22 protein-coding genes and 1 tRNA gene are annotated in these 24,021 nt (G+C 62.9%); 10 read left to right on the top strand and 13 right to left on the bottom strand.

The window, feature by feature from the left end; genetic code table 11:
* Positions 1-19: 19 nt before the first annotated feature.
* The 7 genes from ACX82Z_RS21375 to ACX82Z_RS21345 all read right to left on the bottom strand — a co-directional run bounded on the left by ACX82Z_RS21375 (position 20) and on the right by ACX82Z_RS21345 (position 6,259).
* Positions 20-1,303 carry a glutamate-5-semialdehyde dehydrogenase gene (locus ACX82Z_RS21375; protein ID WP_459591098.1) on the bottom strand — a complete coding sequence of 428 codons (1,284 nt, stop codon included), beginning with the start codon at positions 1,301-1,303 and terminating at the stop codon, positions 20-22.
* Positions 1,287-2,435, bottom strand: coding sequence for a glutamate 5-kinase (proB, locus tag ACX82Z_RS21370; RefSeq protein ID WP_459591097.1), 1,149 nt, complete (start codon positions 2,433-2,435; stop codon positions 1,287-1,289). The genes ACX82Z_RS21375 and proB overlap by 17 nt, the downstream gene beginning before the upstream one ends.
* A 5-nt stretch (positions 2,436-2,440) precedes the next feature.
* On the bottom strand, positions 2,441-3,478 hold the full coding sequence (gene obgE, locus ACX82Z_RS21365) for a GTPase ObgE (RefSeq protein WP_459591096.1): 1,038 nt from the start codon (positions 3,476-3,478) through the stop codon (positions 2,441-2,443).
* A gap of 138 nt (positions 3,479-3,616) precedes the next feature.
* Positions 3,617-4,204, bottom strand: a complete 588-nt coding sequence (locus ACX82Z_RS21360) for a GNAT family N-acetyltransferase (RefSeq protein ID WP_459591095.1) — start codon at positions 4,202-4,204, stop codon at positions 3,617-3,619.
* 127 nt (positions 4,205-4,331) lie between these two features.
* Entirely contained in the window at positions 4,332-4,601 is a 270-nt protein-coding gene (gene rpmA, locus ACX82Z_RS21355) for a 50S ribosomal protein L27 (protein ID WP_459591094.1), read from the bottom strand.
* Positions 4,602-4,626: 25 nt separating this feature from the next.
* Entirely contained in the window at positions 4,627-5,247 is a 621-nt protein-coding gene (gene rplU / locus ACX82Z_RS21350) for a 50S ribosomal protein L21 (protein ID WP_459591093.1), read from the bottom strand.
* Positions 5,248-5,425: 178 nt separating this feature from the next.
* Complete coding sequence (locus ACX82Z_RS21345) at positions 5,426-6,259, bottom strand: shikimate dehydrogenase family protein (RefSeq protein WP_459591092.1); 834 nt, start codon at positions 6,257-6,259, stop codon at positions 5,426-5,428.
* 87 nt (positions 6,260-6,346) lie between these two features.
* Between ACX82Z_RS21345 and ACX82Z_RS21340 the strand changes: the two genes are divergently transcribed.
* The 5 genes from ACX82Z_RS21340 (at position 6,347) to ACX82Z_RS21320 (ending at position 11,034) form a co-directional block, all read left to right on the top strand.
* Complete coding sequence (locus tag ACX82Z_RS21340; RefSeq protein ID WP_459591091.1) at positions 6,347-7,006, top strand: GntR family transcriptional regulator; 660 nt, start codon at positions 6,347-6,349, stop codon at positions 7,004-7,006.
* 63 nt (positions 7,007-7,069) lie between these two features.
* Entirely contained in the window at positions 7,070-8,074 is a 1,005-nt protein-coding gene (locus ACX82Z_RS21335; RefSeq protein WP_459591090.1) for an ABC transporter substrate-binding protein, read from the top strand.
* Positions 8,075-8,140: 66 nt separating this feature from the next.
* Positions 8,141-8,911, top strand: a complete 771-nt coding sequence (locus tag ACX82Z_RS21330; RefSeq protein WP_459591089.1) for an ABC transporter ATP-binding protein — start codon at positions 8,141-8,143, stop codon at positions 8,909-8,911.
* Between the two features lie 4 nt (positions 8,912-8,915).
* A complete protein-coding gene (locus tag ACX82Z_RS21325; RefSeq protein ID WP_459911932.1) occupies positions 8,916-9,752 on the top strand; it encodes an ABC transporter permease in 837 nt (278 codons plus the stop codon).
* A gap of 10 nt (positions 9,753-9,762) precedes the next feature.
* Positions 9,763-11,034 carry an FAD-dependent oxidoreductase gene (locus ACX82Z_RS21320; RefSeq protein ID WP_459591088.1) on the top strand — a complete coding sequence of 424 codons (1,272 nt, stop codon included), beginning with the start codon at positions 9,763-9,765 and terminating at the stop codon, positions 11,032-11,034.
* A 47-nt stretch (positions 11,035-11,081) separates the two neighbouring features.
* Here ACX82Z_RS21320 and ACX82Z_RS21315 read toward each other — a convergent pair whose 3' ends face one another.
* A complete protein-coding gene (locus ACX82Z_RS21315; RefSeq protein WP_459591087.1) occupies positions 11,082-14,492 on the bottom strand; it encodes an autotransporter domain-containing protein in 3,411 nt (1,136 codons plus the stop codon).
* 263 nt (positions 14,493-14,755) lie between these two features.
* Here ACX82Z_RS21315 and ACX82Z_RS21310 point away from each other — a divergent pair, with 263 nt between their 5' ends.
* Positions 14,756-15,514: a DeoR/GlpR family DNA-binding transcription regulator gene (locus tag ACX82Z_RS21310; protein WP_459591086.1), complete on the top strand. Its 759-nt coding sequence runs from the start codon at positions 14,756-14,758 to the stop codon at positions 15,512-15,514.
* A gap of 163 nt (positions 15,515-15,677) precedes the next feature.
* Here the strand turns inward: ACX82Z_RS21310 and ACX82Z_RS21305 are convergent.
* The 5 genes from ACX82Z_RS21305 to ACX82Z_RS21285 all read right to left on the bottom strand — a co-directional run bounded on the left by ACX82Z_RS21305 (position 15,678) and on the right by ACX82Z_RS21285 (position 19,913).
* A tRNA-Ser gene (locus ACX82Z_RS21305) sits at positions 15,678-15,767 on the bottom strand.
* Positions 15,768-15,893: 126 nt separating this feature from the next.
* The gene (locus ACX82Z_RS21300) at positions 15,894-16,745 is read right to left on the bottom strand and encodes a PPC domain-containing DNA-binding protein (protein ID WP_459591085.1); all 852 of its coding nucleotides are present in this window, start codon (positions 16,743-16,745) and stop codon (positions 15,894-15,896) included.
* Complete coding sequence (locus ACX82Z_RS21295; RefSeq protein WP_459591084.1) at positions 16,742-17,476, bottom strand: SDR family NAD(P)-dependent oxidoreductase; 735 nt, start codon at positions 17,474-17,476, stop codon at positions 16,742-16,744. Before ACX82Z_RS21295 ends, ACX82Z_RS21300 begins: the two co-directional genes overlap by 4 nt.
* Positions 17,476-19,077 (bottom strand): acyl-CoA synthetase, encoded by a 1,602-nt coding sequence (locus ACX82Z_RS21290; protein WP_459591083.1) that lies wholly within the window; start codon positions 19,075-19,077, stop codon positions 17,476-17,478. Before ACX82Z_RS21290 ends, ACX82Z_RS21295 begins: the two co-directional genes overlap by 1 nt.
* A gap of 20 nt (positions 19,078-19,097) precedes the next feature.
* A complete protein-coding gene (locus ACX82Z_RS21285) occupies positions 19,098-19,913 on the bottom strand; it encodes an IclR family transcriptional regulator (protein WP_459591082.1) in 816 nt (271 codons plus the stop codon).
* Between the two features lie 205 nt (positions 19,914-20,118).
* On the opposite strand from ACX82Z_RS21285, the gene ACX82Z_RS21280 reads away from it, so the two are divergent.
* The 4 genes from ACX82Z_RS21280 to ACX82Z_RS21265 all read left to right on the top strand — a co-directional run bounded on the left by ACX82Z_RS21280 (position 20,119) and on the right by ACX82Z_RS21265 (position 24,019).
* Positions 20,119-21,120, top strand: a complete 1,002-nt coding sequence (locus tag ACX82Z_RS21280) for a DctP family TRAP transporter solute-binding subunit (protein ID WP_459591081.1) — start codon at positions 20,119-20,121, stop codon at positions 21,118-21,120.
* An 80-nt stretch (positions 21,121-21,200) separates the two neighbouring features.
* Positions 21,201-21,686 carry a TRAP transporter small permease gene (locus ACX82Z_RS21275; protein WP_459591080.1) on the top strand — a complete coding sequence of 162 codons (486 nt, stop codon included), beginning with the start codon at positions 21,201-21,203 and terminating at the stop codon, positions 21,684-21,686.
* The gene (locus ACX82Z_RS21270; protein ID WP_459591079.1) at positions 21,679-23,001 is read left to right on the top strand and encodes a TRAP transporter large permease; all 1,323 of its coding nucleotides are present in this window, start codon (positions 21,679-21,681) and stop codon (positions 22,999-23,001) included. Before ACX82Z_RS21275 ends, ACX82Z_RS21270 begins: the two co-directional genes overlap by 8 nt.
* Before the next feature lie 52 nt (positions 23,002-23,053).
* Positions 23,054-24,019, top strand: a complete 966-nt coding sequence (locus tag ACX82Z_RS21265; protein WP_459591078.1) for a threonine ammonia-lyase — start codon at positions 23,054-23,056, stop codon at positions 24,017-24,019.
* Positions 24,020-24,021 lie beyond the last annotated feature (2 nt).

The following is a 24,021-nucleotide window of genomic DNA, read 5'->3' as shown; positions in this document are numbered from 1 at the left end:
TGCTGCGGAATCGCGCTGCTCAAGGTCGCGTCTGGCCCTGGCCACGCACGCGATATTTGAACGAAGTCAGTTGCTCGACACCGACAGGCCCGCGCGCATGCATTCGGCCCGTCGCGATGCCGATCTCAGCCCCCATCCCGAACTCACCCCCATCGGCGAACTGCGTCGAGGCGTTGTGAAGAAGGATGGCCGAATCGATTTCGTTGAAAAAACGCTCCGCCGTCGCCGCGTCGTCCGTCACGATGGCTTCGGTGTGATGCGAAGAATAATGCTCGATATGATCGATCGCGCCGGAAACACCGTCGACCAGCTTCACCGAAATAATCGCGTCGAGATATTCGGTCGACCAGTCCTGTTCGTTTGCCGGCTTCGCCTTCCTGACTACGGCGCGAATGTCGTCTTCGGCACGGATTTCGCAGCCCGCCCCATCAAGCGCTTCAAGGATCGGCAAAAGATGCGTGTCTTTGACCGCGCGATCCACCAGCAGCGTTTCAGCCGATCCGCAAATCCCGGTGCGGCGCATCTTGGCGTTGACGGCGATCTTCACGGCCATGTCGAGATCGGCAGCCTTGTCGATGTAAAGATGGCAGATGCCTTCCAGATGCGCGAAGACCGGCACGCGCGCTTCGGTCTGCACGCGCGAAACGAGGCTCTTGCCGCCGCGCGGCACGATGACGTCGAGATTGCCCGACAGCCCCTTGAGCATCTCGCCGACCGCCGCACGATCCGTCGTCGGCACGAGCTGGATCGCATCTTCGGGCAGTCCGGCCGCTTTCAGACCCTGGACGAGGCAAGCATGGATCGCGCGTGAGGAATTGAGCGAATCCGAGCCGCCGCGCAGGATCACGGCGTTGCCCGCCGCAAGGCAAAGCGCGCCGGCGTCGGCCGTCACGTTCGGCCGGCTTTCATAAATGACGCCGATGACGCCGAGCGGCGTTCGCACGCGCTCGATATGAAGACCGTTCGGACGATCCCATTCGGCAATCACTTCGCCGATCGGGTCCTTCAGGTCCGCGACCGCACGGATACCTTCGGCCATCGCGCCGATGCGCCCGGCGTCAAGCTTCAACCTGTCCATCATCGCGGGCGAAAGCCGGGCTTCCTCGCCATTTTCCATGTCGATCGCATTGGCGGCTAGGATATCAACCTGCCCGGCGATCACGGCGTCAGCCATGGCGATCAAGGCCGCATGCTTTTGCTGCGCCGACGCCAGCGAAAGCGGTCGCGCGGCGGCGCGGGCCTTGCGCCCGATGCCTTCCATCAAACCGGCTATGTCGCTCGTTGCGTCATGCGTCGTCAGCATCGACCTTGTCCTTCTTCGTAAGGCGCGACATGACGAGGTCGTCGCGATGGATCATCGCCGTGCGCGCCTGATAGCCCAGAACCTTTTCGATCTCGGCCGTTTTCAGCCCTGCGATCTTTACGGCATCGCCTGCATCATAGGCAACAAGTCCGCGCGCAACCTCCATCCCGTCGGGGCCGAGGATCGCTACGGTATCGCCGCGCGAGAACTGCCCGGAAACAAGCGTCACACCCGCCGGCAAAAGCGACTTTCCCGCATCGAGCGCCCTCACCGCGCCGGCATCGACAGACACACGTCCCGCCGGTTCGAGCTGGCCGGCAATCCACGTCTTGTAGCCGCGCACAGGATTGGCGCTCGCCTTGAAATAGGTCGACCGCTCGCCCGCATCGATCGCGGCGAGCGGATTTTTGCGCAGGCCCGACGTGATGATCATCGCCGTACCGGCGGCGGTCGCGATCTTGCCGGCGTCGAGCTTGGTGCGCATGCCGCCACGCGACAATTCAGACGCGGCAGCACCCGCCATACTTTCGATCTGCGGCGTGATCGCTTCGACCAGCGGGATAAATTGCGCATCGGGGTCCTGCGCCGGCGGCGCGGTATAAAGCCCGTCGATATCCGACAGGAGCACGAGCAGGTCGGCGCCCATCATGGTCGCGACACGCGCGGCCAGACGGTCATTGTCGCCATAACGGATTTCGGACGTTGCAACCGTATCGTTCTCGTTGATGACCGGCACCGCATCGAGCTTGAGCAGCGTCGAGATCGTCGCACGCGCGTTGAGATAACGCCGCCGTTCCTCGGTGTCGCCGAGTGTGACGAGCACCTGCCCGGAGCGCAGGCCGACGCGGGAAAGCTCTTCGGCCCACGCGCCGGCAAGGGCGATCTGCCCTGCAGCGGCCGCCGCCTGGCTTTCCTCCAGCCGCAGCGCGCGACGACCAAGACCCAAAATGTTGCGGCCGAGCGCGATCGCACCCGACGAGACGACAAGAACTTCGGAGCCTTTTTGTGCCAGGCCCGCAATGTCGTCGCACAGACCCGCAAGCCAGTCACGCTTCAACCCTGTCGCGCGATCGACGAGCAGCGCCGATCCGATCTTGACGGTGATGCGGCGGTGGGCGGACAGAAGGGCCACGAGGCTTACTCCGCCACCCACCGGGGATCGTCTGACGGCGGCGCTTCGGCCGACCGTGCGGACGTCACTTCCGCCATCAGCGCACGCAGCACGTCCTGTACGCCCTGACTGGTCGCCGCCGAAAGGAGCATCGGGGCATGCCCCGCTACCTCTTCCAATTCGGCGGCCTTTGCGGCCAGCGTTTCTTCATCGACCGTATCGGCCTGGCTGAGCGCAAGAATCTCGGGCTTTTCGTCGAGGCCATGGCCATAGGCTTCGAGTTCGCCGCGCACGGTCTCATATGCGCCCGCCACATCATCTTCGCGTGCGGAGACGAGATGAAGAAGAACGCGCGTACGCTCGACATGGCCGAGGAACCGATCGCCGATGCCGACGCCTTCATGTGCGCCTTCGATCAAGCCGGGAATGTCGGCGATGACAAATTCGCGTGCATCGACCCGCGCCACGCCGAGGCCCGGATGGAGCGTCGTGAACGGATAATCCGCGATCTTGGGCTTTGCCGCCGTCACCGTGGCGAGGAAGGTCGACTTGCCGGCATTGGGCAGGCCGACGAGGCCTGCATCGGCGATCAGCTTCAGCCGCAGCCAGATCGTGCGCTCCTCGCCTTCAAGGCCGGGATTCGCACGGCGCGGGGCCTGATTGGTCGAGGTCTTGAAATGCTGGTTGCCGAAGCCGCCATTGCCGCCCTTGGCCAGCAGGAACCGCTGGCCGACGACTGTCAGATCGCAGACCACGGTCTCGTTGTCTTCCTCGAAGACTTGCGTGCCGACAGGCACCTTGAGCACGACATCCTTGCCACCCGCGCCGGTACGGTTGCGGCCCATGCCGTGAACGCCGGTCTGCGCCTTGAAGTGCTGCTGGTAACGGTAGTCGATCAGCGTGTTCAGCCCGTCGACCGCCTCGGCCCACACGTCGCCGCCACGACCGCCATCACCGCCGTCCGGCCCGCCGAACTCGATGAACTTCTCGCGCCGGAACGAAACCGCGCCCGCGCCTCCGTCGCCGGAGCGGATATAGACTTTGGCCTGATCGAGAAATTTCATCGGATTGCAATCGTTTGGACGTTTTTCATGTTGGGCGATCCTCTACCGCATATGCGGTGCGAGCGCGAGGGGCGGAAACCGCAGCTCTGCAATGCTTCAGGCGGCATCGAACCGCTTGTGGTCCGATGCCGCCCGAACTCAGGCCAGCCCCCAGCTTCTCAGGCTCACCCAGGTCTTGCGGTCGAGACGGTAGCGCTCGACCGGCACCCGGCCGGCAACCTGCGAATCCAGCATGCCCTGCCCGGAATACTGGAAGCCGCATTTGTGGATGACCGAACGCGAGCCGGGATTGATGACCCGGCACGAGACGTGCAGCGTATCGATTGTCGTAGCGCGGAATGCCAGATCGACCAGGGCATGCGCAGCCTCAGTCGCATAGCCGCGTCCCCAATAGGGTTCGCCGATCCAGTAGCCGAGTTCCAGCCCGCGCGCGGTCGGATTGAGGCCCGCGCAACCGATGAACGCGCCGTTTTCGCCGAGCGCGATCGCGTAGGCGCAGCCTTCACCCGCTTTGCGCACGGCATTGACGAATTGCTGCGCGTCGGCGGGGCCGTAGGGATGCGGCATGCGACCGAGCATCTCGGCAATCTTGCGGTTGTTGGCGAGCTCCGCCAGTTCCTCAAGATCGTCGACATGCGGCGGACGCAGCACCAGCCTCTCGGTGACGAGGACGGGGCAGTCGATCCGCAAACTCTCGTCTTCTAAGTCTTCCTTTTCCAGAACCATGGGTCTTCCTCCAGATCAAAACGGCAAAAGGGGAGATGGCGACCCATCTCCCCTGATGTTTTGTCCTGGATTTTTGACCAGACACCGGACCCGAGATGGGGCGCCGGTGTTGTGGTGCGGATCCGGCCTACTCCGCTGCTTCCGTAATCGGGTTCACCGACACGTAGGTTCGCTTGTTCGCTTTGCGCGCAAACGAGACCACACCTTCTTGCATCGCAAAAAGGGTATGATCCTTGCCCATGCCGACATTGGAGCCGGGATGCCACTTGGTCCCGCGCTGACGGATGATGATGTTGCCCGCTACGACGGCTTCGCCGCCGAACTTCTTCACGCCGAGGCGCTTGGATTCGGAATCGCGACCGTTGCGCGAGGAACCGCCGGCTTTCTTGTGTGCCATAGGAGTTCTCCTTTAACCTTCGTTCTTACTTGGCTGCGTCGGCGGCGGCCTGATCGACCTTCGCGCGCGGCGGCTTGCCGGCAATGAGTTCCTTGGCCTGTTCGACCCATTCGTCGCGCTCGATACGTCCGCCGAGCGAGAGTTCTTCGTCGAGCTTGGCGATTTCCGACTTCTTCAGCTTGGCAACCTGCTTCAGCGAGGTGATGCCGGCTTCCTCGAGTTTCGTCTTGAGCGCCGGGCCGACACCCGAGATCAGCGAAACGTCGTCCTTGAACGCGCCAGCGTCAGCTGCAGCTTCCTTCTTAGGCGCCGCCTTCTTCGAAGGCTTGGCGCCGTCGACGAGGATTTCCGAGATACGGACCGTCGTCAGGAGCTGGCGATGACCGCGCTTGCGGCGCGAATTCTGGCGGCGGCGCTTCTTGAAGGCGATGACCTTCTCGCCGCGATTCTGGTCGAGGATCTCGGCCGAAACCGAAGCGCCCGAGACGAGCGGCGCGCCGAGCGTGACATCGTCGCCATTGCCGTGCGCAAGCACGTCGCCGATCTGGATGATATCACCGACATTGCCTTCGAGACGGCCGATTTCGAGAACCTGGTCGGCATTGACGCGGTACTGCTTGCCGCCGGTTTTGATGACTGCGAACATTTTTTGTCCTTTCTGTTCGTCCCCGGCTCTGGATGCGAGCACCCGGCCGGCTTCTTGTTCAGTCGGTTGAAGATGTCCTGTCGGCCTCATCCGAACGGATTTTTCCAACAGGAAACCGGCGCAGCGCAGAGGCTACACCGGATTTTCCGCCCGCACATACGTCAGCAAGGCCGTAAAGTCAACGCGGATCGCCGGTCGATGCGGCGGCATTCAATGCCTTCAGGAGGTAGCCGAACTGGCCGAGCGTCATGGCGTGACCATTGATCGTTGCAAGTCCGCGCCCGGCCGCCATTCCCAGGAGTTGCGTTTCGACCGGGTCAGTAATCGCGTCGGCGACGATCGCATGAGCGGGCAAGGTCGCGATAAGGCCTGAGGAAAAGACGCTGCCCGGCGCGTGCCTCATGCCGACCGGGGTCGCGTTCACCGCCATGTCGAAGGCATCGAGTGATGCAGGCATGCCGATCGTGACCGCCACGCCGGTCGGCGCGAGGCGCACCTGAAGCGCGCTTGCTTCCGCCTCGTTTGCAGACCAGATGGCGACATGGCTGCCGCCGCGCCGTGCAAACTCGTATGCGATTGCGCTGCCCGCCGCGCCGGCTCCGGCCAGAACGATGGACTTTCCTTTCGGATCGAAGCCGTTTGCTTCCGCCCCGTTCCAGAACCCCGCGCCGTCCGCCATGTCGCCGAAAAGCCGGCCATCGGCATCGCGGCGCACGACATTCACGCTTTCGAGTTGGCGCGCCGTCTCGCTGACCTCATCCACGAGTTCCAGAAGCGCGCGCTTGTGCGGCAGTGTCGCGACGAACCCGTCGCAATTGGACGCATCGCGCACGGTTCGAACGAAATACGGCAGCGCCTCTGCGCTGACATCGAGCGGCACCATGACGCGGTCGACGCCATGCTCGGCGAAGTACCGATTGAAGAGCACGGGCGAACGCACCTGCGCAATCGGGGTGCCGATCATGAAAATAACGCGCGTTGCGCCTGTCACGACGATGCCTGCCTGATCCATGAAGTCGTCTCCTCCGCTTGACGTCGGAACGTTTAATCCATAACAGCCAAAATATTGAAGATTTTTTCGCGCGTTGGAGGAGAATGCGTGTTTGGGAGACAAAGCCGGGAGACCGAAACGGTCGTTCGCCTGCTTGCCGAGCAAGTTCGCCGCGACATCTCGACCGGCATTCTGGAACCTGACGCCAAGCTGAAGATCGACGAGTTGCGCCAGCGTTACGGCGGATCGGCGCACTCCTTTCGCGAAGCGCTCACCCAGCTTTCGAGCGAAGGTCTCGTGGAAGCCAGCGCCCAGCGCGGCTTTCGCGTCGCCTCGGCAACCCGAACCGACCTCGAAGACATCGCCCGTTTGCGCGCCGAGATCGAACCGCTCGGCCTTGGCTGGTCGGTCAAACATGGCGACCTGGCTTGGGAAGGCACGGTTCTGGCGGCATTCCACACCTATACGCGCCTTTGCCAGCAGGCCGTTTCGGACCGCGCCGGCATGGCGATCGAGTGGGACGAAGCGGGTCGCCATTTGCATGCCGCGCTCGTCGCGGCCTGCAGATCACCGCGATTGATCGACTTTCAAGCGCGTCTTTACATTCAAAGCCGGCGGTTCCGCTATGCCGGGCTTGTCGAGGGGCGTATCGATCTTAACGATGAAACACGCGACCTGCGCGCAGTGGTCGACGCCGCCATCGCCCGCGACGCGGTCTCGGCGCAGAACGCCCTGTCGCAACATATTCTCGGCGCTCTCAGGCACTGAGTAACCGGCCGCCACGGCCACCAGAATGAAAGCACCGTCTCAGGGAGGAAATCCATGCTTTCGATGACACGCAGAACCTTCGGCCTTCTGGCTGCAACGACAATGCTGATGGCCGCGAGCGCGGCAAGCGCCGAACCCGTCAAGGTCGGCATCCTGTCGCTGACCTCGCACTCGCCCTCGATCATCGCGCAGGGCAAGGGCTATTACGAAGAGGCCGGTCTTGAGGTCGAGTTCGTGCCCTTCCAGGCCGCGCAGCCCATGGCAGTTGCGATCGCATCCGGCGACGTCGATTTCGGCCTGACGGCGATGACCGCCGGCCTCGTCAGCCTCGCCGAACGCGGCGCGGTGAAGATCATCGGCGGCGCGATGGCCGAGGAAGAAGGCATCGAGGGCCACAAAGTTCTCGTCTCGAAGGCCGCGCATGAGGCCGGCGCAACGACGCCTGCCGACCTCGAAGGCAAGCGCTTCGGCATCACCACGGCCGGTTCGTCGTTCCACTACATGGCTCATAAGGTCGCCGACGGCGAAGGTTTCGAGCGCTCCTCGATGGAACTGGTCCCGCTGAATGCCGTGCCTGCCGTCATCGCCTCGCTGCGTTCGGGCCAGATCGACGCCTGGGCGATCCAGCCCAACATCGCCAACGGCCTGATCGCCAGCGGCGACGTTTTCGAGGTCGGCCGCATCGGGGACTATATCGACGGCTATCAGGTGACGACCCTGTTCACCTCGAGCGATCTCGCCGCCAACAATCGCGAACAGGTCGAGAGCTTTGTTTCGGCATTTTCCAAGGGCGTCGCGGACTACAATGCGGCTTTCGTCGAAAAGACCATGCCCGAAGAGGAAAGCGCCGAACTCGTCGCGATGATCCACGAATGGGTCTATTCGGATCGTCCTCTGGCCGACGCCGACGCGGCGATCCGCGAAGGCGCGATGCGCATCAACGAAGGCGCGAAGCTCAACCTCGCCAGCATCGAGGACCAACTCGAATGGTTCAAGTCCGAGAACCTCGTGCCGCAGGACGCCTCGATGGAAAACCTCGTCGATCCGAGCTTCGTCGAAACCTACTGAACGTGAGCGGCTGGTCCGGCGCAGTTCATCGCCGGGCCGGCCCCACCTGAAAACGCGGAGACGATCATGGATCTTGTGATCGACGGCATCACCCATCGCTACGGCCAGACCGATGTTCTGGACGATGTGAGCTTCGAACTGAAGCGCGGCGAAATCGTTTGCATCATCGGCCCGTCCGGATGCGGAAAATCGACGCTTCTCCGGTTCATCGGCGGTCTGGAGCGGCCGACATCCGGCCAGGTGCTGATATCGGGCGAGCCACCGGCCGGTTCGCTCAATCCGCTCACCTACATCTTTCAGGATTTCGCGCTTTTGCCGTGGCGCACCGTGGAGGGCAATGTCAGCCTCGTTCTGGAGGATCACGGCATTCGCGGACGCAAGGCCGACGCGATCATCGAGGACGTCCTTGGCCGCACCAAGCTTCTTGATTTTCGCACCGCCCTTCCCCGCCAGCTTTCGGGCGGCATGAAGCAGCGCGTCGCCATCGCGCGGGCGCTTTCGGTCAACCCCGCAGTCATGCTGATGGACGAGCCGCTCTCGGCGCTCGACAGCCAGACGCGCGAACTTCTTCTCGACGATCTCGTCGAACTGTGGTCGCGCGAAAAATTCTCCGCCTGCTATGTCACCCACAATCTCGCCGAGGCCGTGCGGCTTGGCCACAGGATCATCGTCCTGTCGCGCCGTCCCGGCCGCATCCGGCAGATCGTCGAGATCGACATGCCGCTGAATGAACGCGTCGAGCGCCTTGCCGAACTCGAAGACACGCAGCGTCACCTTTGGAACCTGATGCGCGACGAAGCGCGCGCGGCCGACATGGAGCTGTCCGATGTCGCTTGAAACCATGAGCACGACCGTCCCGGCTGATGCCGGGGAAAAACCGGCTGCACCCGCGGGAGCGCGGCCCGTACCGTTTCGCGGCGGCGGCTTTCGCACGAAGAAGTTCGGCTATGTCGGCCCGCTCGTCTTCATCGTTCTGATTGCGATCTGGGAACTGGGTTCGCAGACGGGAATCATCAGCCCGATCGCCCTTCCCGCTCCCTCCGAAGTCTTCGGCGCGTTTCAGGATCTCGTGCGCACGGGGCAGTTGTGGACCCATCTTCAGGCCAGCCTTTATCGCCTTTCGGTCGGCTGGTTCTTCGGCTCTCTGCTCGGCGTCACGGCGGGGCTTGCAATCGGCCTTTTCTCGGTCGCCCGCGCCGGCATCTCGCCGATCGTCTCGGCTTTGTTCCCGATTCCCAAAATCGCGCTTTTGCCGCTCTTCATCGTCTGGTTCGGCATCGGCGAAGGCTCGAAAGTGGCGACGATCCTTTTCGGTACCTTCTTCCCGACGGTGATCGCGACCTATGGCGGCGTCGACAATGTGGACCGGAACCTGATCCGCATGGGCCAGTCCTTCGGCCTGTCGTGGCTGTCCATCGTGCGCAAGATCATCATTCCGGGCGCGCTTCCCGCCATATTGTCGGGCTTCCGCATCTCCGCCTCCATCGCCATCGTCCTTCTCGTGGCCGCCGAGATGATCGGCGCGCAATATGGCATCGGCGCCTACATCCTGATGGCCGGTGCGATCTTCGCCACGGATCAGCTCATCGCGGGCGTCGCGATGCTGTCGGTCCTCGGCCTGACGGTCGGCTGGCTGATCGGCAAGGCTGAGCAGTATTTCCTCAACTGGCGCACCTGACGGATAGACTATGACCAAGCGAGTTGAAGCCGATTATGATGTCGTCGTGTGCGGCGGCGGGGCGGCGGGCGTTGCCGCTGCCATAGGCGCGGCGAAGGCCGGGGCGAAGGTATGCCTCGTCGAGAAATACGGGTTTCTGGGCGGCGCTGCGACGACATCGCAGGTCTATGCCTATTGCGGCCTCTATCAGCAGGGCCGCGAGCCGGTGAAGGCCGTCGAGGGCGTCGGTGCCGAAGTCGTCGAGGAGTTGCGGCGGCATGGGCTCGACGGTGAGGCTTTCCGCTCCGAGACGACCGGCAACTGGATCGTCCTGCTCGACGGCGAATTGCTGAAATTCGCGCTCGACAATCTCGTCCGCCGCTACGGCGTCGACGTCAAGCTTCATACGCGCGTCGCATCCGTCGCGCGCACGGCAGACCGGCTGGAGGCCGTCACGCTTGCCGGCATGAGCGGGCGCACCCGCGCGGTGGCCGAGGCCTTCGTCGACGCATCCGGCGATGCAAACCTTGCCATGCTCGCTGGCGTTCCCTTCCGCACCGGCGACGGGGATGGAAATCTTCAGGCGCTCACCATGCCGATCCGCATCGGCGGCATCGCGCCCGATCTCGACATCGACCGCAACGCATTGAGGGCCGCGATCTCGCGCTATAATGAGACCGGCGCGCACCCGATTCAGCGCACCGATGGCGGCATCATCATCCGCCTGCCGCTGTCACGCGACATGTGGTGGATGACCGTCGACGTCGCGCTGCCGGACCTCACCTCGGAAAGCTTCACGTCTGCAGAGATGGAAGCGCGTGCTCGCGCCAACGACTACGTCGCCATGCTGAAGCGTGAGCTGCCGGGTTTCGGGAATTGCTACCTCGTCGCCACCGGCCCGCAGATCGGCGTGCGCGAAACGCGCCACCCCGCCGCCCGCTACGAAATGACGGGAGAGGACGTCGTCTCCGGGCGGCTGCGCGACGACGGGATCGCAAGGGCAGCATGGCCGATCGAGCTTCACGGCGAAGCCGGCAAGCCGAGCTACACGTCGATCGGGGGAGCCGGCTACTGCCATGTCCCTTACGATTCCATCCGCGCGAAGGGGCTCGACAATCTGTGGTATGGCGGACGTGTCATCGGCGCGGACCCCAACGCCTACGGCTCGATCCGCGTCATGGGTACGGCCTTCGCGACGGGACAGGCGGCGGGCGTTGCCGCCGCCGATCATGTCGATGCGGACCACCGCAACAGCGCGGCGCGCGTTCAGGCCCGCCTTAAGGAGCAGAACGCCCTTATCTGATCTCCGAACGGACGCCGCGACAGGCGCGGCGTCCGCTTCTTTTGGCGTCAAAAGCGGATGTCGAGCCCTACCCGCCCGCCATGTTCCGAGCTTCCGGAACCGTACTGCCCCTGATACGATACGCCGAGCGTTGCAGCAGGCGTGATCGCAAAGTCGAGGCCCGCTTCGACCACCGCCGTATCCCGCGCGATCGCGGCACCGGTGATGGCGAAGGCATCGCTGCCGGTAAATGCCTGCGTCACGCTCGGCTCGACATCACCGAACGCATGGCGCCAGCCGGCCATGCCGTGCACTGTCACCGTCGCGTTGCCCAGCGCGAAATCGGTTTCAGCGCGAAGCCCGAGCGTCGTGAAGGTCGTGTCGGTCGACTGACTTGCGGCGGTCAGTGCGGCCGAGCCACCCGTTTCGGTGTAGCCGTCGCTGCGGTGGCGGACATGGGCCAGATTGACGAAGGGTTCGAGCCGAGCGCCCTCCAAATCCAATGCATAGCCAAGCTCGCCGAAAGCCTGGAACGTACCGGCGTTATAGGACGCGGTCAGTTCTTCCGAAAAGCCGGGGAAGGCGACCGAGCGCGCCGTATCGATGTCATGCCAGGTGTAGGCAAGACCGGTGCGCAGTCCGACGGCGCCCCATTGCGTGCCTCCGTAGACACCCAGATGGAAGCTGTCGGCAGAACCGGACGACGCGCGGTCTTCGACATCGAACGATGTTTGACTGTAACCGGCCAACATGCCGACGCGCCATGTGTCGAGCATGCCGTCGATACCGGCGACGACACCGCCGGTCGAGTGGTCAACACCGGCCGCATTGGAGGTTCCGTCGACCGAATTCCACGAACCGAAGACGTTGCCCCAGCCCGTCGCGCCCTGTGAGGCAACGGCATCCGGCGCAAGTCCCGGCATCTTGTCGAGACCGTCGTCGCCATATGCCATGACCGTCAGCGGGGTGACTGCCGCCGAGCCGAATGCACCGCGGATACGATTGTTGACGGCGTTGCGCACATCGGTAGAAGCTCCGACGAGCGCCGTCTGCGATGAGGCATGCACCTCGCCCGATAAAGTGTCGAAAACATTTTGGATAAGATCGATGTCGTCGGGAAGCTGAGCGACCGCGTCGAATACCGGACTACCGGCGGCAAAGCCGATGCTGTCGAGCGCCTCTGCGGTGGCCACCTGATTGCCTGTGGCGGCCATCGAGGAGAAAGCACGGCTGTTACGCCAGAGATCGAGCGTCACATTGCCCGCCGCGTAGTCGTAGACAAGTCGCGGCTGGAGAAAGGCGAAGTCCGAGGTGACGTCGCCGAAAGTGCCTTCCAGCGAACCTGCCGAAAGGATCGTGTAGGCCGAGCGCAGATCGTAAACGCCGCTGGCGCCGACATGTGCGACCGAGCCGCCTTCGAGGCTGGCCGTTCCTGTGACCGCCAGCATGTCGCTGTCGGTTCCGCCGGGGTTCGTCTCGATCTCGAAACGCGATCCGGCCTCGAATACGGCGTCGCCGGCAACGGTCAGCGTGCCGATCGAATTGCCAGGTGCGAGCGTACCACCGGATGCAACGATCAGATTGCCGACAGTTCCGGAGCCGCCGAGAAAGCCGCCATCGGCCACCGATGTCATCGAGGACGCGGCGATCGAACCATTGACGATGAGTGCGCCGGCCTCGATATTCGTCTCGCCGGTGTAGCTATGCGTATTGTCGAGGAACAGCGCACCGGAACCTTGCTTAGAAAGGCTTCCGTCGCCGGAGATTTCCCTGTCGATCAAAACGGCGTTGCTCGCCTGTTCCACGTCGATCGTACCGCCACCGCTGCCAAGCACCACATGACGGTCGAGCCTTTGCATGCGCTCGCCGGCGATGCGCAGGCTTCCATTATCCAGCACCAGATCAGCGTCTGAGCCGCCAAGGGCCGCATCCTCGTCGACGACAACCGTGCCGCCGTCGGCGACCAGCGTTTCACCGATGAAGGAATGATCATCGATGCAGTATTCTGCGATGGCCTGCTGAAGACGCGAATCGTCGCTTGCGCAGTCGAGCAGCGTTTTCTTCTCGTCATCGCTTAGCCAGGTGAGGATCGGCATGCCGTTTTCGTCGGAAATCTGCCCGAGATAGACGTCGTCGCGCATGTTGTTGCGCGACAGGTTGAACACGCCGTCCTTCGCCGCGAACTGCGAAGCGTCCCCGTCCCATGCGAGCCTCGTCCGCTCGACCGGCGTGCCATTTTCTTCCGTCTCGAATGCTTCGAGCCTCGGGCCGACCCAGCGCAATTCGTGCGCAACGGGTTCATGGTCCGATATCGCCTCGGTGGAACCGTCCGGGTGCGTGATGATGCTGACATCATCGACGATACCGAGATAGGGATCGTTGGGGTCGTCGGCGAGTTCCCACCATTTCGCGAAGGGACGAGCGGCCAGAAAATGGTCGATCCGCACACGGTCCCAGCTTGTCCATGTGTTCGTCGCATCCTCGCCGGCCGACGGCCAGGTCACGACACCGTTGCCCAGTTCATGCGGCGCGAACTGCTCGCGTTCCGACGGGTTCTGAAGAATCTGAAACTGCTTCTTCAAGACGTTCATCGTTTGCGGTGTGTTTCCGGCAACCGGATAGGTTTCGTCCTCGAATGTCAGGCCTTTCGCGGCCATGTCGAGGGCGATGATCGCTTCCCACTGACGCCAGCTCAGATCCGAAATGCTGGACGCGCCGGGATAGTCGTCCCGGTTGGCGTCGAAGTGATTTTGAAGGACCGTTCGAAAGCGCTCCCCGCCATTGCCGTCGATGGCGCGCATCTCAGCGGCATAGGTCTCGAATTCGGCGCGGCGCTCGTCCGGAACATATTCGCCGGCGAGTTGATGCCAGAGCGATCGCGCGCCGCCATCGACAATAGTGCGGGCGAACAGGTGAGCCTGCTGTTCGGCGCGGTGCAGCCCACGCTCGGAAACGTCGCCGGCGTTGAAATCGCCTGCCAGAATGAACGGGTTTTGCAGGCCTCGCGCCCACTCGCTGATCGCTTTCGCTTCCGCGATGCGGCGGGTCGGATCGTCGTCATAGTCCATATGGATGCTGCCGACGATCGTGGCGGGGCGCCCTCCATCGCCATCGACGAGCGTATGGGGCACGTTGCGCCCCTGCGAGGAAATGCCCGGTGCCGTGAAGATGTCGAGCGTGCCCGGCAATCTGGTGATCAGGCCGGGGCTGCCGCCTTCCAAGCCCTGATAGCTGCCAAGTCCTGCCCCTTCGAGTATCGCGGGAAGGCCGGTGACGTAGTCCGTGTTCGAAATTTCCTGAAACAGCAGGATATCGTAGTTGCCCTTGATCATGAAATCGCTGACGGGAGCGATGTTCCGGTCGAACTTGTTCCACACGTTGAGCGACAGGATTCGCAACGGCTCGTCCGCCTGCGCCCCTCCGGCAAGTCCGGCCAATACGCCGACACTGCACAAAAGTCGTGTGGCGATACGCGCCATTCGAGGTGACGCTTGTTTTGGTGAACATTCAGACGACATGGCTCTCTCCATTATTGGCGATGAAAAGCTGACCGCCAATGAGACGAGCGACGAGGACGAAGCGCGCGTAAGCGATCTGAAGTCCCGGAAACTATCGAAAGCAAATGTCAGTTTTGCAACATTTTGCTGTGTGGATGTTGGAATTCGGACACGAGCGTGGTGCGCATACGTGACAAACCATTTTTCGGACGTCAGGATTGCGATGGGAAGCTTGGGAGCAATCGATGGACAAGAAGGGCAGGCGTCAGGCCGTGCTGATGGATCATTTGACCCGTCAGGGCTATATCGCGGTCGACGACATAGCGCGGCTGTTTTCGGTAACCTCGCAAACCGCGCGGCGCGATATCATGGAGCTTGAGGAGGCCGGGAAGTTGCGCCGTCTCCATGGTGGTGCAACCCTTGCCATGACGGTCGACGCGCAGACCTATCGCCGCCGGCGCATAGAGAACGCCGCGGGCAAGGACAGGATCGCCCGGCTGGTGGCTGACATGATCCCGGATGGTGCGGCCCTCTTCATCGATACCGGCACGACCTGCGAGGCGATCGCAGCAGCGCTGATGGACAAAAGAGGCTTGCGCGTGGTGACGTACAGCCTGCGCGTAGCCAGCCTGCTGAGCGACAACACCGATTTCACCATCGCAATTCCTGGCGGCATCGTGCGCCAGGTCGATGGCGGGGTCTTTCGAGAGGAAACAGGGGATTTCATCCGGCGCTTCAAGTTCGACACGGCCATCGTCTCGGTCAGCGGCATCGACAGCGCAGGAGACCTTGGCGATGACGATCACGCCGAAGTGGCGGCGGTCACGGCGGCCATGGGCCAGGCGGAGCGCAAATTGCTGGCGGTCGACGCCAGCAAGTTCGGAAAACGCGGATTGGTTCGCCTCGCCTCGCTACGCGACATGGACGCCGTCGTGACGGATCGACAGCCCCCACCTGCCTATGCCACGTTAATAGGCAACGCAGAAACGCGCCTCCAATATTGATGGTGCCATGGAAACGTGAGCCGCTCGCCGGACAGGCATCGAACCTGTGAGGAGTTCCGGCCTTAAGACCACCGCAATTTATTTCCGGTAGCGAGCAGAGGATAAATACCTACCATCCGCGATTACAGGTTTTATCGCGCTACGTGACGGAATCGGCGGCGTTTGGCGGAGAGGGAGGGATTCGAACCCCCGATGGGCTTGCACCCATGCCGCATTTCGAGTGCGGTGCATTCGACCACTCTGCCACCTCTCCGCGGGTCGTGGTTCGCTCGTTGCCGAGCGCGGCGCACACATAGCCACTGATCCCGTATCAGGCAAGGGCCTTCGCGCGCTTTTCCTGATCGGTAACGACAAGTCGTCACGCGCAGGTCACCCCGACTTAACCCGCCATCTCTCGTATGAGTAGCTCGAACGTCACGCAAACGCGGTTGGAACCGGGCAAAAGCATGCCCTCGTGAAGCGCGCCCGACAGATCCACGAGCGCGACTTTCAGGTTACATGCGCCATTCGCCACGCGCCCCGACGTGAGAAAAACTTCCGTCGCGTATGAGTCAACGAAGCGACCATCGGCAAAATCGACGCCGACGAAACTCCCCACTCCGTCTACGCTCGCATCTGCGAAACCATGCGCGCAGCAAATGTCCGCGACGGCTTTGCCAAGTTCGACATTCGGCCGGATCGTACAAGCGAGCGCGCGCACGCCGTTTTCGCGCCCGGCAAGCGTATCTGCGGTTTCGGCGGCGAAGAGCTTGAAGTTCGTTTCGGCATCGTCGCGCGCGACGAAGTTTGCGCCCGCAAGTCCCCAGGCTTCGATCGTCACGTCTTTGGCTATCTCCGCCTCGTGCGGCAAGAGATGCCCGCCCAAGCGCTCACCGTTTTCCGTTTGCCAGATGCCATGGCAATGGATGAAGGGTGCACCATCGCGAACACCGGCAACGAGCCCAGCATCCTCGACAATAGCCATGCCGGCGGGCGCGAAGGTCTCGCTGTACCAGGCCGCATGGGCATCATTCGGAGATGGGGCGGGCATGACATAGCGCAGCGGTTCAAGCTGCACGCCCGCAAGCCGCGCATAGCCGCTCGAAAAGCCCGCCGCGCCGAGTACGCCGGTAACGGCCCGATTGACGCTTTCGCCGGCTTTCAGATCAAGAGATACGCGATGCGCCGTGCAGGGTGCGACCTTCATGCGCTCCGGCGCGACCGGCCCGGGATGGCGTATGAAACGGCTCACACTGCCAGCCCCGCATGGACGAAGCCGCCATCGACGGCCAGCACCTGACCGTTGACGTAACTGGCGTCGTCCGAAAGCAGGAACGCGACAGCGGTGGCGATTTCGCGCGGGTCCCCGTATCGGCCCTGCGGCACGCGTGAAGCCCACTGCCGGCGCACATCCTCGGTGTGGACGGAACGGGCGAGAGGCGTATCGACCGGCCCGGGCGCTACAGCGTTGACACGGATGCTGTGCGCACCGAGTTCCGTCGCCAGAACCATGGTCATCAAATTGACGCCGCCCTTGGACGAACCATAGGCAACGCGGCCCTTGTTGCCGGTCAGGCCCGAAACCGAACTGATATTGACGATGGACCCGCCACTTCCTGCTGCGATCCAGCGCCGCGCCGCCGCGCGCGCGACGAGGAACGAGCCGGTAAGGTTCACGTCAACGATGCGGCGAAAATCGGCAACATCCGTTTCGATCGCGGGCCGGTCCATGCCGATGCCGGCCGAGTTGACGACGCCGGAAAGCTGTTGTCCGGCCGCATCCATCGCCCGCTCGACAGCGTCCTCATCGGCGACGCTGCCGGCAAGACCTTTCGCCGTCGTGCCGAGCCGGTCGCAGGCATCACGCACCGCATGTTCGTCGAGATCGAAGATAAAGGGGGCGACGCCGCGTTCCACCAGCAGCGCGGCCGTGTCGAACCCGATGCCGGACGCACCGCCCGTGATGAAAACCACGCCGCCCATCAGCCCGCCCTCGCCATGATCGGCGCGAGATCGCCGCGCTTTTCCAGTTCCTCGCGGATCATCTTCTTGGCGATCTTGCCATAGGCCGATTTCGGCATCTCGTCCCAGAAGACGAAGAGCTTCGGCATCTTGTAGCGCGAGATCTTCTCGTCCAGGAATTCGCGCAGTTCGATGTCCGCCTCGCTTAAGCCGGGTTTGAGCACGCACACGGCGACACCGACTTCTCCCCACATCGGATCGGGCACGCCCAGAACCGCCGTCTCGAAAATGGCTGGATGGGTCAGGATCTTTTCCTCGATTTCGCGCGGATAGATGTTGGAACCGCCGGAGATGTACATGTCCGACGCACGGCCCGTGAGATAGACGAAACCTTCCGCATCCATGTGGCCGAGGTCGCCGGTGCGGAACCAGCCGTTGCGGAACGACTTCGCATTGGCGTCGGGATTGTCCCAGTAGCCGGCGAAGACGGCCGGGCCGACGACGCAGATTTCGCCGGTTTCGCCCGGGCCGAGCGCCGTGCCGTCGTCGTTCTGGATTTCGACCTGCATGCCGGTCCGCTCGAAACCGCAGGTGCCGATCCGCGCATGCGGGCCATCCTGAGGGTCGTGCAACGCGGCCGGCAGGACGGTGATGTTTCCCGTCACCTCGCCCAGCCCGAAATACTGGACCATGACGGGTCCGAGTTTTTCGAGCGCCTTTTTCTGGTCGGTTCGGTACATCGGCGCGCCGGCATAGATCACGTATCGCAGCGACGAGTGGTCGAATTGATCCACCGACGCATCTTCGACCAGAAGCTTCACGATCGTCGGCACGGTGAAGATATTGGTGACGCGCCATTTTTCGACGAGTTGCCACACGGTCGGCACGTCGAGCTTGTCGGTCGGCAACAAGATGGTCTTCACGCCATGGGCAACCTGCGCCAGCTGATGAACCCCTGCCCCGTGCGACAGCGGCGCGACGACGATCGACGCGTCGTCGCGCGTCGTTCCCGGCATCAGGTCGCACAGATGATTGGTGACGACGAAACCCATCTGGCCGTGCGTCAGAACGGCGGCTTTCGGCCTGCCCGTCGTGCCGGAGGTGAAGAAAAACCAGCACGGATCGTCCCGATCCACCGCTTCCATGGGCACGGTTTGTCCCGCGTGACGCTCGACGATGGCGTCGTAATCCTCGCCGAATTCGGCATCGCCGATCGCCACCACCGACTTCACGCCTGGGACCTGTTCGCGCACGATCTTCGCATGGCTGGCGAACTGCGCCGCGCAAATCATCGCGGTCGCGCCGCTTGCCGTGGCGAGATAGGCGACTTCCTGCGGCGACTGCCGGTAGTTCGTGGGAACCCACACCGCGCCGATGCGGAAACACGCGAACATGGATTCGAACATCTGGTTGCAGTTAACCGACTGAACCAGCACCCGGTCGCCTTTGCGCACGCCAAGTTCGCCGACGAGCGCCGAAGCGAAGGCCTCGACGCGCGCCTCGATCTGCCGCCATGTCCATGTCTCGTCGCGCCAGACGAACCCGATGTCCTCGGGATGGCGCCGCGCCGCCTGGGCGAGAAAATTCGCAAGGTTCATGGCACGCGTTGTGGCTGGCTGCATTCTGGACATCCCCGAAAATTCTAGGCTTGTTTTCGCCCGTTTTCCGAAACGGGTGTGAAATAGACCGATTGACGTTGAGCGAGTTTTGCTTCGACGCGCCGTGCTTCCGCATGAAGGGCCGCGACGATTTCGCTGCAGCGCGGCTCCTGCAACCGCGTGTCGATCGCGGCAATGGAAAGTGCGCCGACAGGCCGGCCGGCGGGGTCGAGAATGGCAACGCCCACGCCCCATGAATTGGCGACGATCAGCCCCGGATTGAGCGCGTATCCCGTCTGACGGGCGCGAGCGACGTCCTCGCGGATTCGCTTGGGCAAAAGCAGCGGATAGCGGCTTTCCAGCACGTCTCGGTTTGCCGTCAGAATCTCGTCGATCTCGGCATCGGACAGAGCCGCGAGGATCGCGAGCGAGCCTGCCCCGCAGCCGAGCGGATGCTCGAACCCGGCCTGAAGCGCATGCGTTCGCACCGGATATGTGCCTTCTTCGCGATGCAGGCAGACGGAGACGGCGTCCCGGCGCACCGAGACGAACGCCGAATCCGCAGTCTGGCGCGACAGGCGAACGACGCTGTCCATGGCGAACTGCAAAATGCCGTGGCGCGACGCGGCCAGCGCTCCGGTCACATAGGCTTCAGAACCGAGATGGTAGTGGCGTGTTTCTTCGTCCTGCTCGACGAATCCGGCACGGATCAGCGCGAGCAGCAAGCGGCGAACGGTCGCCTTGTTCAGTCCTGTCTCGCGAACGAGCGCAGCCAGCGACGTGCCGGTGTCGGCATGCCGGCCGACAAGGGCGAGCAGGCCCAGTGCCCTGTCGACGCTTTGCGCCCCGTTGAACTGCAAAAATCCATCCTCCCGAACCTCCAGCGAGGTTCACACTATGGAGCCAGACGCTAGTCGCCGATCTCACGCCTGTAAAGATGCCTCAAGAAATCCCTTGCAATTGAGGCTTTGACACGTATCGTTCGGCTGCGTGGAGGAAATTTTTAGGTTCACAATATGAACCGATGAGTTCGACTAGGTCGGACAACGGTTCGAGGGAGGAAGAATGAATTTCAGGATCAAGCTCGCGGCGCTCGCATCCGCCGCCGCAATGTGTGCCGTTTCGACCTACGCGTCGGCCGAGACGTTCCGCCTGTCGCATAATACGGGCGACACGACGACATGGCACCGTGGAGCAGAACGCTTCAACGAATTGCTGGGCGAGGCGACCGGTGGCGAAATGTCGGTGCGCATTTTCCCCAATGCCCAGCTTTCGGGCGGCGATCAGATGCGTCAGGCCGAAATGGTGGGACGCGGTGCGCTCGATTTCGTCGTGACGTCGGCGATCAACGTGACGCCGCTCGAACCGCAGATGGCCGTTTTCTCGCTGCCATATCTCTACGCCAATTACGAGGAGGTCGACCGCACGACGGACGGCGCGCCCGGCGACCGCATGAAGGAAATCATGCTCAACCACAATGTCGTGGTTCTGGCATGGGGTGAAAACGGCTTTCGCGAGATTACCAACAGCCAGCGGCCGATCGTGACCCCGCAGGACATGCAGGGTCTCAAGGTTCGCGTCGCCGGCCCGATGTATATCGACGTCATGAACTCCCTGGGCGCGAACCCGCAGCAGATGCAGTGGACCGAAACCTTCACCGCGCTCCAGCAGGGCGTCGTGGACGGTCAGGAAAACCCCATTGGTGCGGTCATCATTCCGCAGCGTGTCTACGAGGTCCAGAACCACCTGACGACGTGGCACTATTCCTACGACCCGATCTTCATCGGCGTATCCAAGCGCCTGTGGGATTCATGGGACGCGGAAGTGCAGGCCAAGGTGCAGGAAGCCGCGAACGAGGCCATGGCCTACCAGAAGGAAATCACGCGCTCCGAAACGGCCGAAGGTCTCGATGTTCTCCGCGGTCACGGCATGGAAATCCACGAATCCACGCCCGAAGAACTGCAGGCGTTCCGTGATGCGACGCAGCCCGCTTTCGACAAGTGGGCCGCTCAGGTCGGCGAGGAACTCGTCACCGAGTTCCAGAGCGCCATCAGCGCGTCGAACTGATAAGACCGGTACGTAACAAGCCGTTCGCACGGAAGCTGCGGACGGCTTGTGCGATGTTTGCAAGCGTGGAAAGAGAGCGTATGCGCACCCTCCTGCGGGATTTCGAAAAGATCGCATGCTTCGTCATCTTTTCCGCGATGACGTTGCTTGGCTTTGCCAATGTCGTGGTGCGCTATCTGACCAACTCCTCGCTTGCAGCGTCGGAGGAACTCCTCGTCAACGGCTTTCTCCTGCTGACGATCCTCGGTGCGGCCATCGCCGCGCGTAACGGCGAACATCTGGCCGTGACGCTCGTCTACGATCTGGCGCCCCGCTGGCTCCGTAAATCGATCCTCATCGTTTCATCTGCTCTGGCTGCGGGGCTTCTGGCGGCGTCGACCTGGTTCACCTTCGAACTTCTGCGCAACGAACTGGCGACCGGTATGCGCTCCTATGCCCTGCAACTGCCTGCCTGGTATTACAGCGCAGCCTTGCCGTTCGCATTCGCACTGGTGCTCGTGCGTTACATCCAGCACGCATGCGACGAATGGCGCAGCCGCGAGACGACGGAGATCCCCCTTGTTTGATCTCGGTGCCGGCACGCAGATGGTCGTTGTCTTCTTCGTCATGCTTTTCCTGCGCGTGCCCGTCGCCTTCGCGCTTGGCCTGTCGGCCATATGGGGCATGTGGCAGATCGGTTTCGGGCTGGAACTGGCCGGCGACCTGATCGCCACCGGCATCGCGCGCTATTCGCTTCTGGCGATCCCGTTCTTCATCCTTGCAGGAACGCTGATGGGCGCGCTCGGCATCGCCGCGCGGATGATCTACTTCTTCCGTGTGCTGATCGGCGGCCTGCCCGGCGGCATGGGCGTCGTCGGCACGGTCGTTTGCCTCTTCTGGGGGGCGGTGTCGGGATCGGGTCCGGCGTCGGTCGCCGCCATCGGTCCGCTCATCATCAAGGGAATGGAAGAGGATGGATATACCCGCCCCTTCGCAGCGGGACTGGTCTGTTGCGGAGCGGCGCTGTCGATCGTGATCCCCCCGTCGATCGGGCTCGTAATCTACGGCGTCATCGCCGAAGTCTCGATCTCGCAACTGTTCATAGCGGCCATCATACCGGGCATGCTGCTCGGCGTGATCATGCTTCTGACCCTTCCCTTCGCGCAGCGCACTGCAGCACCCGCCGGTGCGCCGAGCCTCGAAGCGCTCGCCCCGGTCGACGACCGTGACCTGCCTTACGGTCGCCGTCTCCTGAAAGCGTTTCGCGAATCCTTCTGGGGGCTGATGACGCCGGTCGTCATTCTCGGCGGCATCTATTCGGGCATTTTCACACCCACGGAAGCAGCCATCGTGGCGACCGTCTACGCCGTTCTCGTCGGTGGCATCGCCTATCGCACCTTGTCCTTCTCGCGGCTTTACGAGGCCGTCGTGGCGGCCAGCGCATCGTCTGCGGTCGTGATGCTGGTGGTCGCCTATGCAAGCCTCTTCGGCTGGATGGTCACGGTCGACGATCTCGTCGGGCAATATTCCAGCGTGCTCCTGTCGCTGTCCGAAAACCCCTGGGTCATCCTGGCGGTGATCATGCTCATCCTGCTCATCGCAGGCATGTTCATGGACGCCATAACGATCATGTTCATCGCCCTTCCCATTTTCCTCCCGGTCGCCCGTGAGATGCAATGGGATCTCGTCTGGTTCGGCGTGCTCGTCATGATCAATCTGGCGATCGGACTTTTCACGCCACCGGTCGGCATCAATCTTTATGTCGCCGCCAACGTCACGAAACTGCCTCTCGAACGCATCGCATACGGCGTCCTGCCGTTTTTGGTCGTCTGCCTCATCGGACTGGCGATCGTCGCCGCCGTCCCGCAAACGTCCAGCTTTCTGGTCAATCTGCTGCGCTGAAAGCGCAACTTTCCGCTGGCGCACCGATGCGGCGATTGGCATAAGACGGCCCATGACCGACATCGCACGCATCCGGGCAGCCAGCGCCCGTCTCGACGGGAAAGCCCGCAAAACGCCGCTCCTGTCGTCGCCATTTCTCGACGAGATCGCCGGCAGGCGCATCTTCGTGAAGGCCGAATGCCTCCAGCACACCGGCTCGTTCAAGTTTCGCGGCGCATGGTCGGCGATTTCGGCGCTTGCGCCCGAAACGCGTGAACGCGGCGTCATCGCCTTTTCGTCGGGCAATCACGCGCAGGGCATCGCCTATGCCGCGAAGCTGCACGGCATCCCGGCCGTGATCGTCATGCCCTTCGACGCGCCGAAGATGAAGATCGACAACACCCGCACCTATGGCGCCGAGGTCGTGCTTTACGATCGCATCAAGGAAGACCGCGATGCGATCGGCGAGAAACTGGCCGCCGAGCGCGGCCTCACCCTCATCCGTCCGTTCGACGAACCGGAAGTGATCGCCGGTCAGGGCACGGTCGGGCTGGAGATCGCTGAACAGGCTGCTGAACTTGGCGTTTCAGCAGGCGACATTCTCGTCCCATGCGGCGGCGGCGGTCTGACCTCCGGCATCGCGCTGGCGCTGGAGAGCGAATCGCCTTCGTTTCGCGTGCGCACCTGCGAGCCGCAGGGCTTCGACGATGTCGCCCGCTCGCTCGAGGCCGGCGAAATACGCTCCAACGAACCGGGAGCCTCATCGATCTGCGACGCGATCGTGACGCCCCATCCCGGCCGCATCACCTTCCCGATCATGAAGCGCCTGTGCGGCCCGGGCATCGCGGTCAGCGACGACGACGCACGCCGCGCCATGGCGCTCGCCTTCACGCGGCTGAAGATCGTCGTCGAACCGGGCGGTGCGGTGGCGCTTGCCGCAGCTCTGTTCCACGGCGACACGCTTTCGGGAGACGATGTCATCGTCGTCGTTTCCGGCGGCAATGCCGACCCGGAGACGTTTTCGACGCTCTTCGGCTAAGG

This window comes from Aliihoeflea sp. PC F10.4, from assembly GCF_054612275.1.
This window is presented reverse-complemented; position numbering and strand designations above follow the sequence as displayed.

Coding starts and splice junctions, on each gene's coding strand:
- obgE (WP_459591096.1), bottom strand. CDS start 3,478: ATGAAATTTCTCGATCAGGCCAAAGTCTATATCCGCTCCGGCGACGGA.
- ACX82Z_RS21315 (WP_459591087.1), bottom strand. CDS start 14,492: ATGGCGCGTATCGCCACACGACTTTTGTGCAGTGTCGGCGTATTGGCC.
- ACX82Z_RS21295 (WP_459591084.1), bottom strand. CDS start 17,476: ATGGGCGGCGTGGTTTTCATCACGGGCGGTGCGTCCGGCATCGGGTTC.
- ACX82Z_RS21375 (WP_459591098.1), bottom strand. CDS start 1,303: ATGCTGACGACGCATGACGCAACGAGCGACATAGCCGGTTTGATGGAA.
- ACX82Z_RS21275 (WP_459591080.1), top strand. CDS start 21,201: ATGCGCACCCTCCTGCGGGATTTCGAAAAGATCGCATGCTTCGTCATC.
- ACX82Z_RS21335 (WP_459591090.1), top strand. CDS start 7,070: ATGACACGCAGAACCTTCGGCCTTCTGGCTGCAACGACAATGCTGATG.
- ACX82Z_RS21265 (WP_459591078.1), top strand. CDS start 23,054: ATGACCGACATCGCACGCATCCGGGCAGCCAGCGCCCGTCTCGACGGG.
- ACX82Z_RS21330 (WP_459591089.1), top strand. CDS start 8,141: ATGGATCTTGTGATCGACGGCATCACCCATCGCTACGGCCAGACCGAT.
- ACX82Z_RS21320 (WP_459591088.1), top strand. CDS start 9,763: ATGACCAAGCGAGTTGAAGCCGATTATGATGTCGTCGTGTGCGGCGGC.
- ACX82Z_RS21280 (WP_459591081.1), top strand. CDS start 20,119: ATGAATTTCAGGATCAAGCTCGCGGCGCTCGCATCCGCCGCCGCAATG.
- ACX82Z_RS21310 (WP_459591086.1), top strand. CDS start 14,756: ATGGACAAGAAGGGCAGGCGTCAGGCCGTGCTGATGGATCATTTGACC.
- rpmA (WP_459591094.1), bottom strand. CDS start 4,601: ATGGCACACAAGAAAGCCGGCGGTTCCTCGCGCAACGGTCGCGATTCC.
- ACX82Z_RS21360 (WP_459591095.1), bottom strand. CDS start 4,204: ATGGTTCTGGAAAAGGAAGACTTAGAAGACGAGAGTTTGCGGATCGAC.
- ACX82Z_RS21290 (WP_459591083.1), bottom strand. CDS start 19,077: ATGCAGCCAGCCACAACGCGTGCCATGAACCTTGCGAATTTTCTCGCC.
- ACX82Z_RS21345 (WP_459591092.1), bottom strand. CDS start 6,259: ATGGATCAGGCAGGCATCGTCGTGACAGGCGCAACGCGCGTTATTTTC.
- rplU (WP_459591093.1), bottom strand. CDS start 5,247: ATGTTCGCAGTCATCAAAACCGGCGGCAAGCAGTACCGCGTCAATGCC.
- ACX82Z_RS21325 (WP_459911932.1), top strand. CDS start 8,916: ATGAGCACGACCGTCCCGGCTGATGCCGGGGAAAAACCGGCTGCACCC.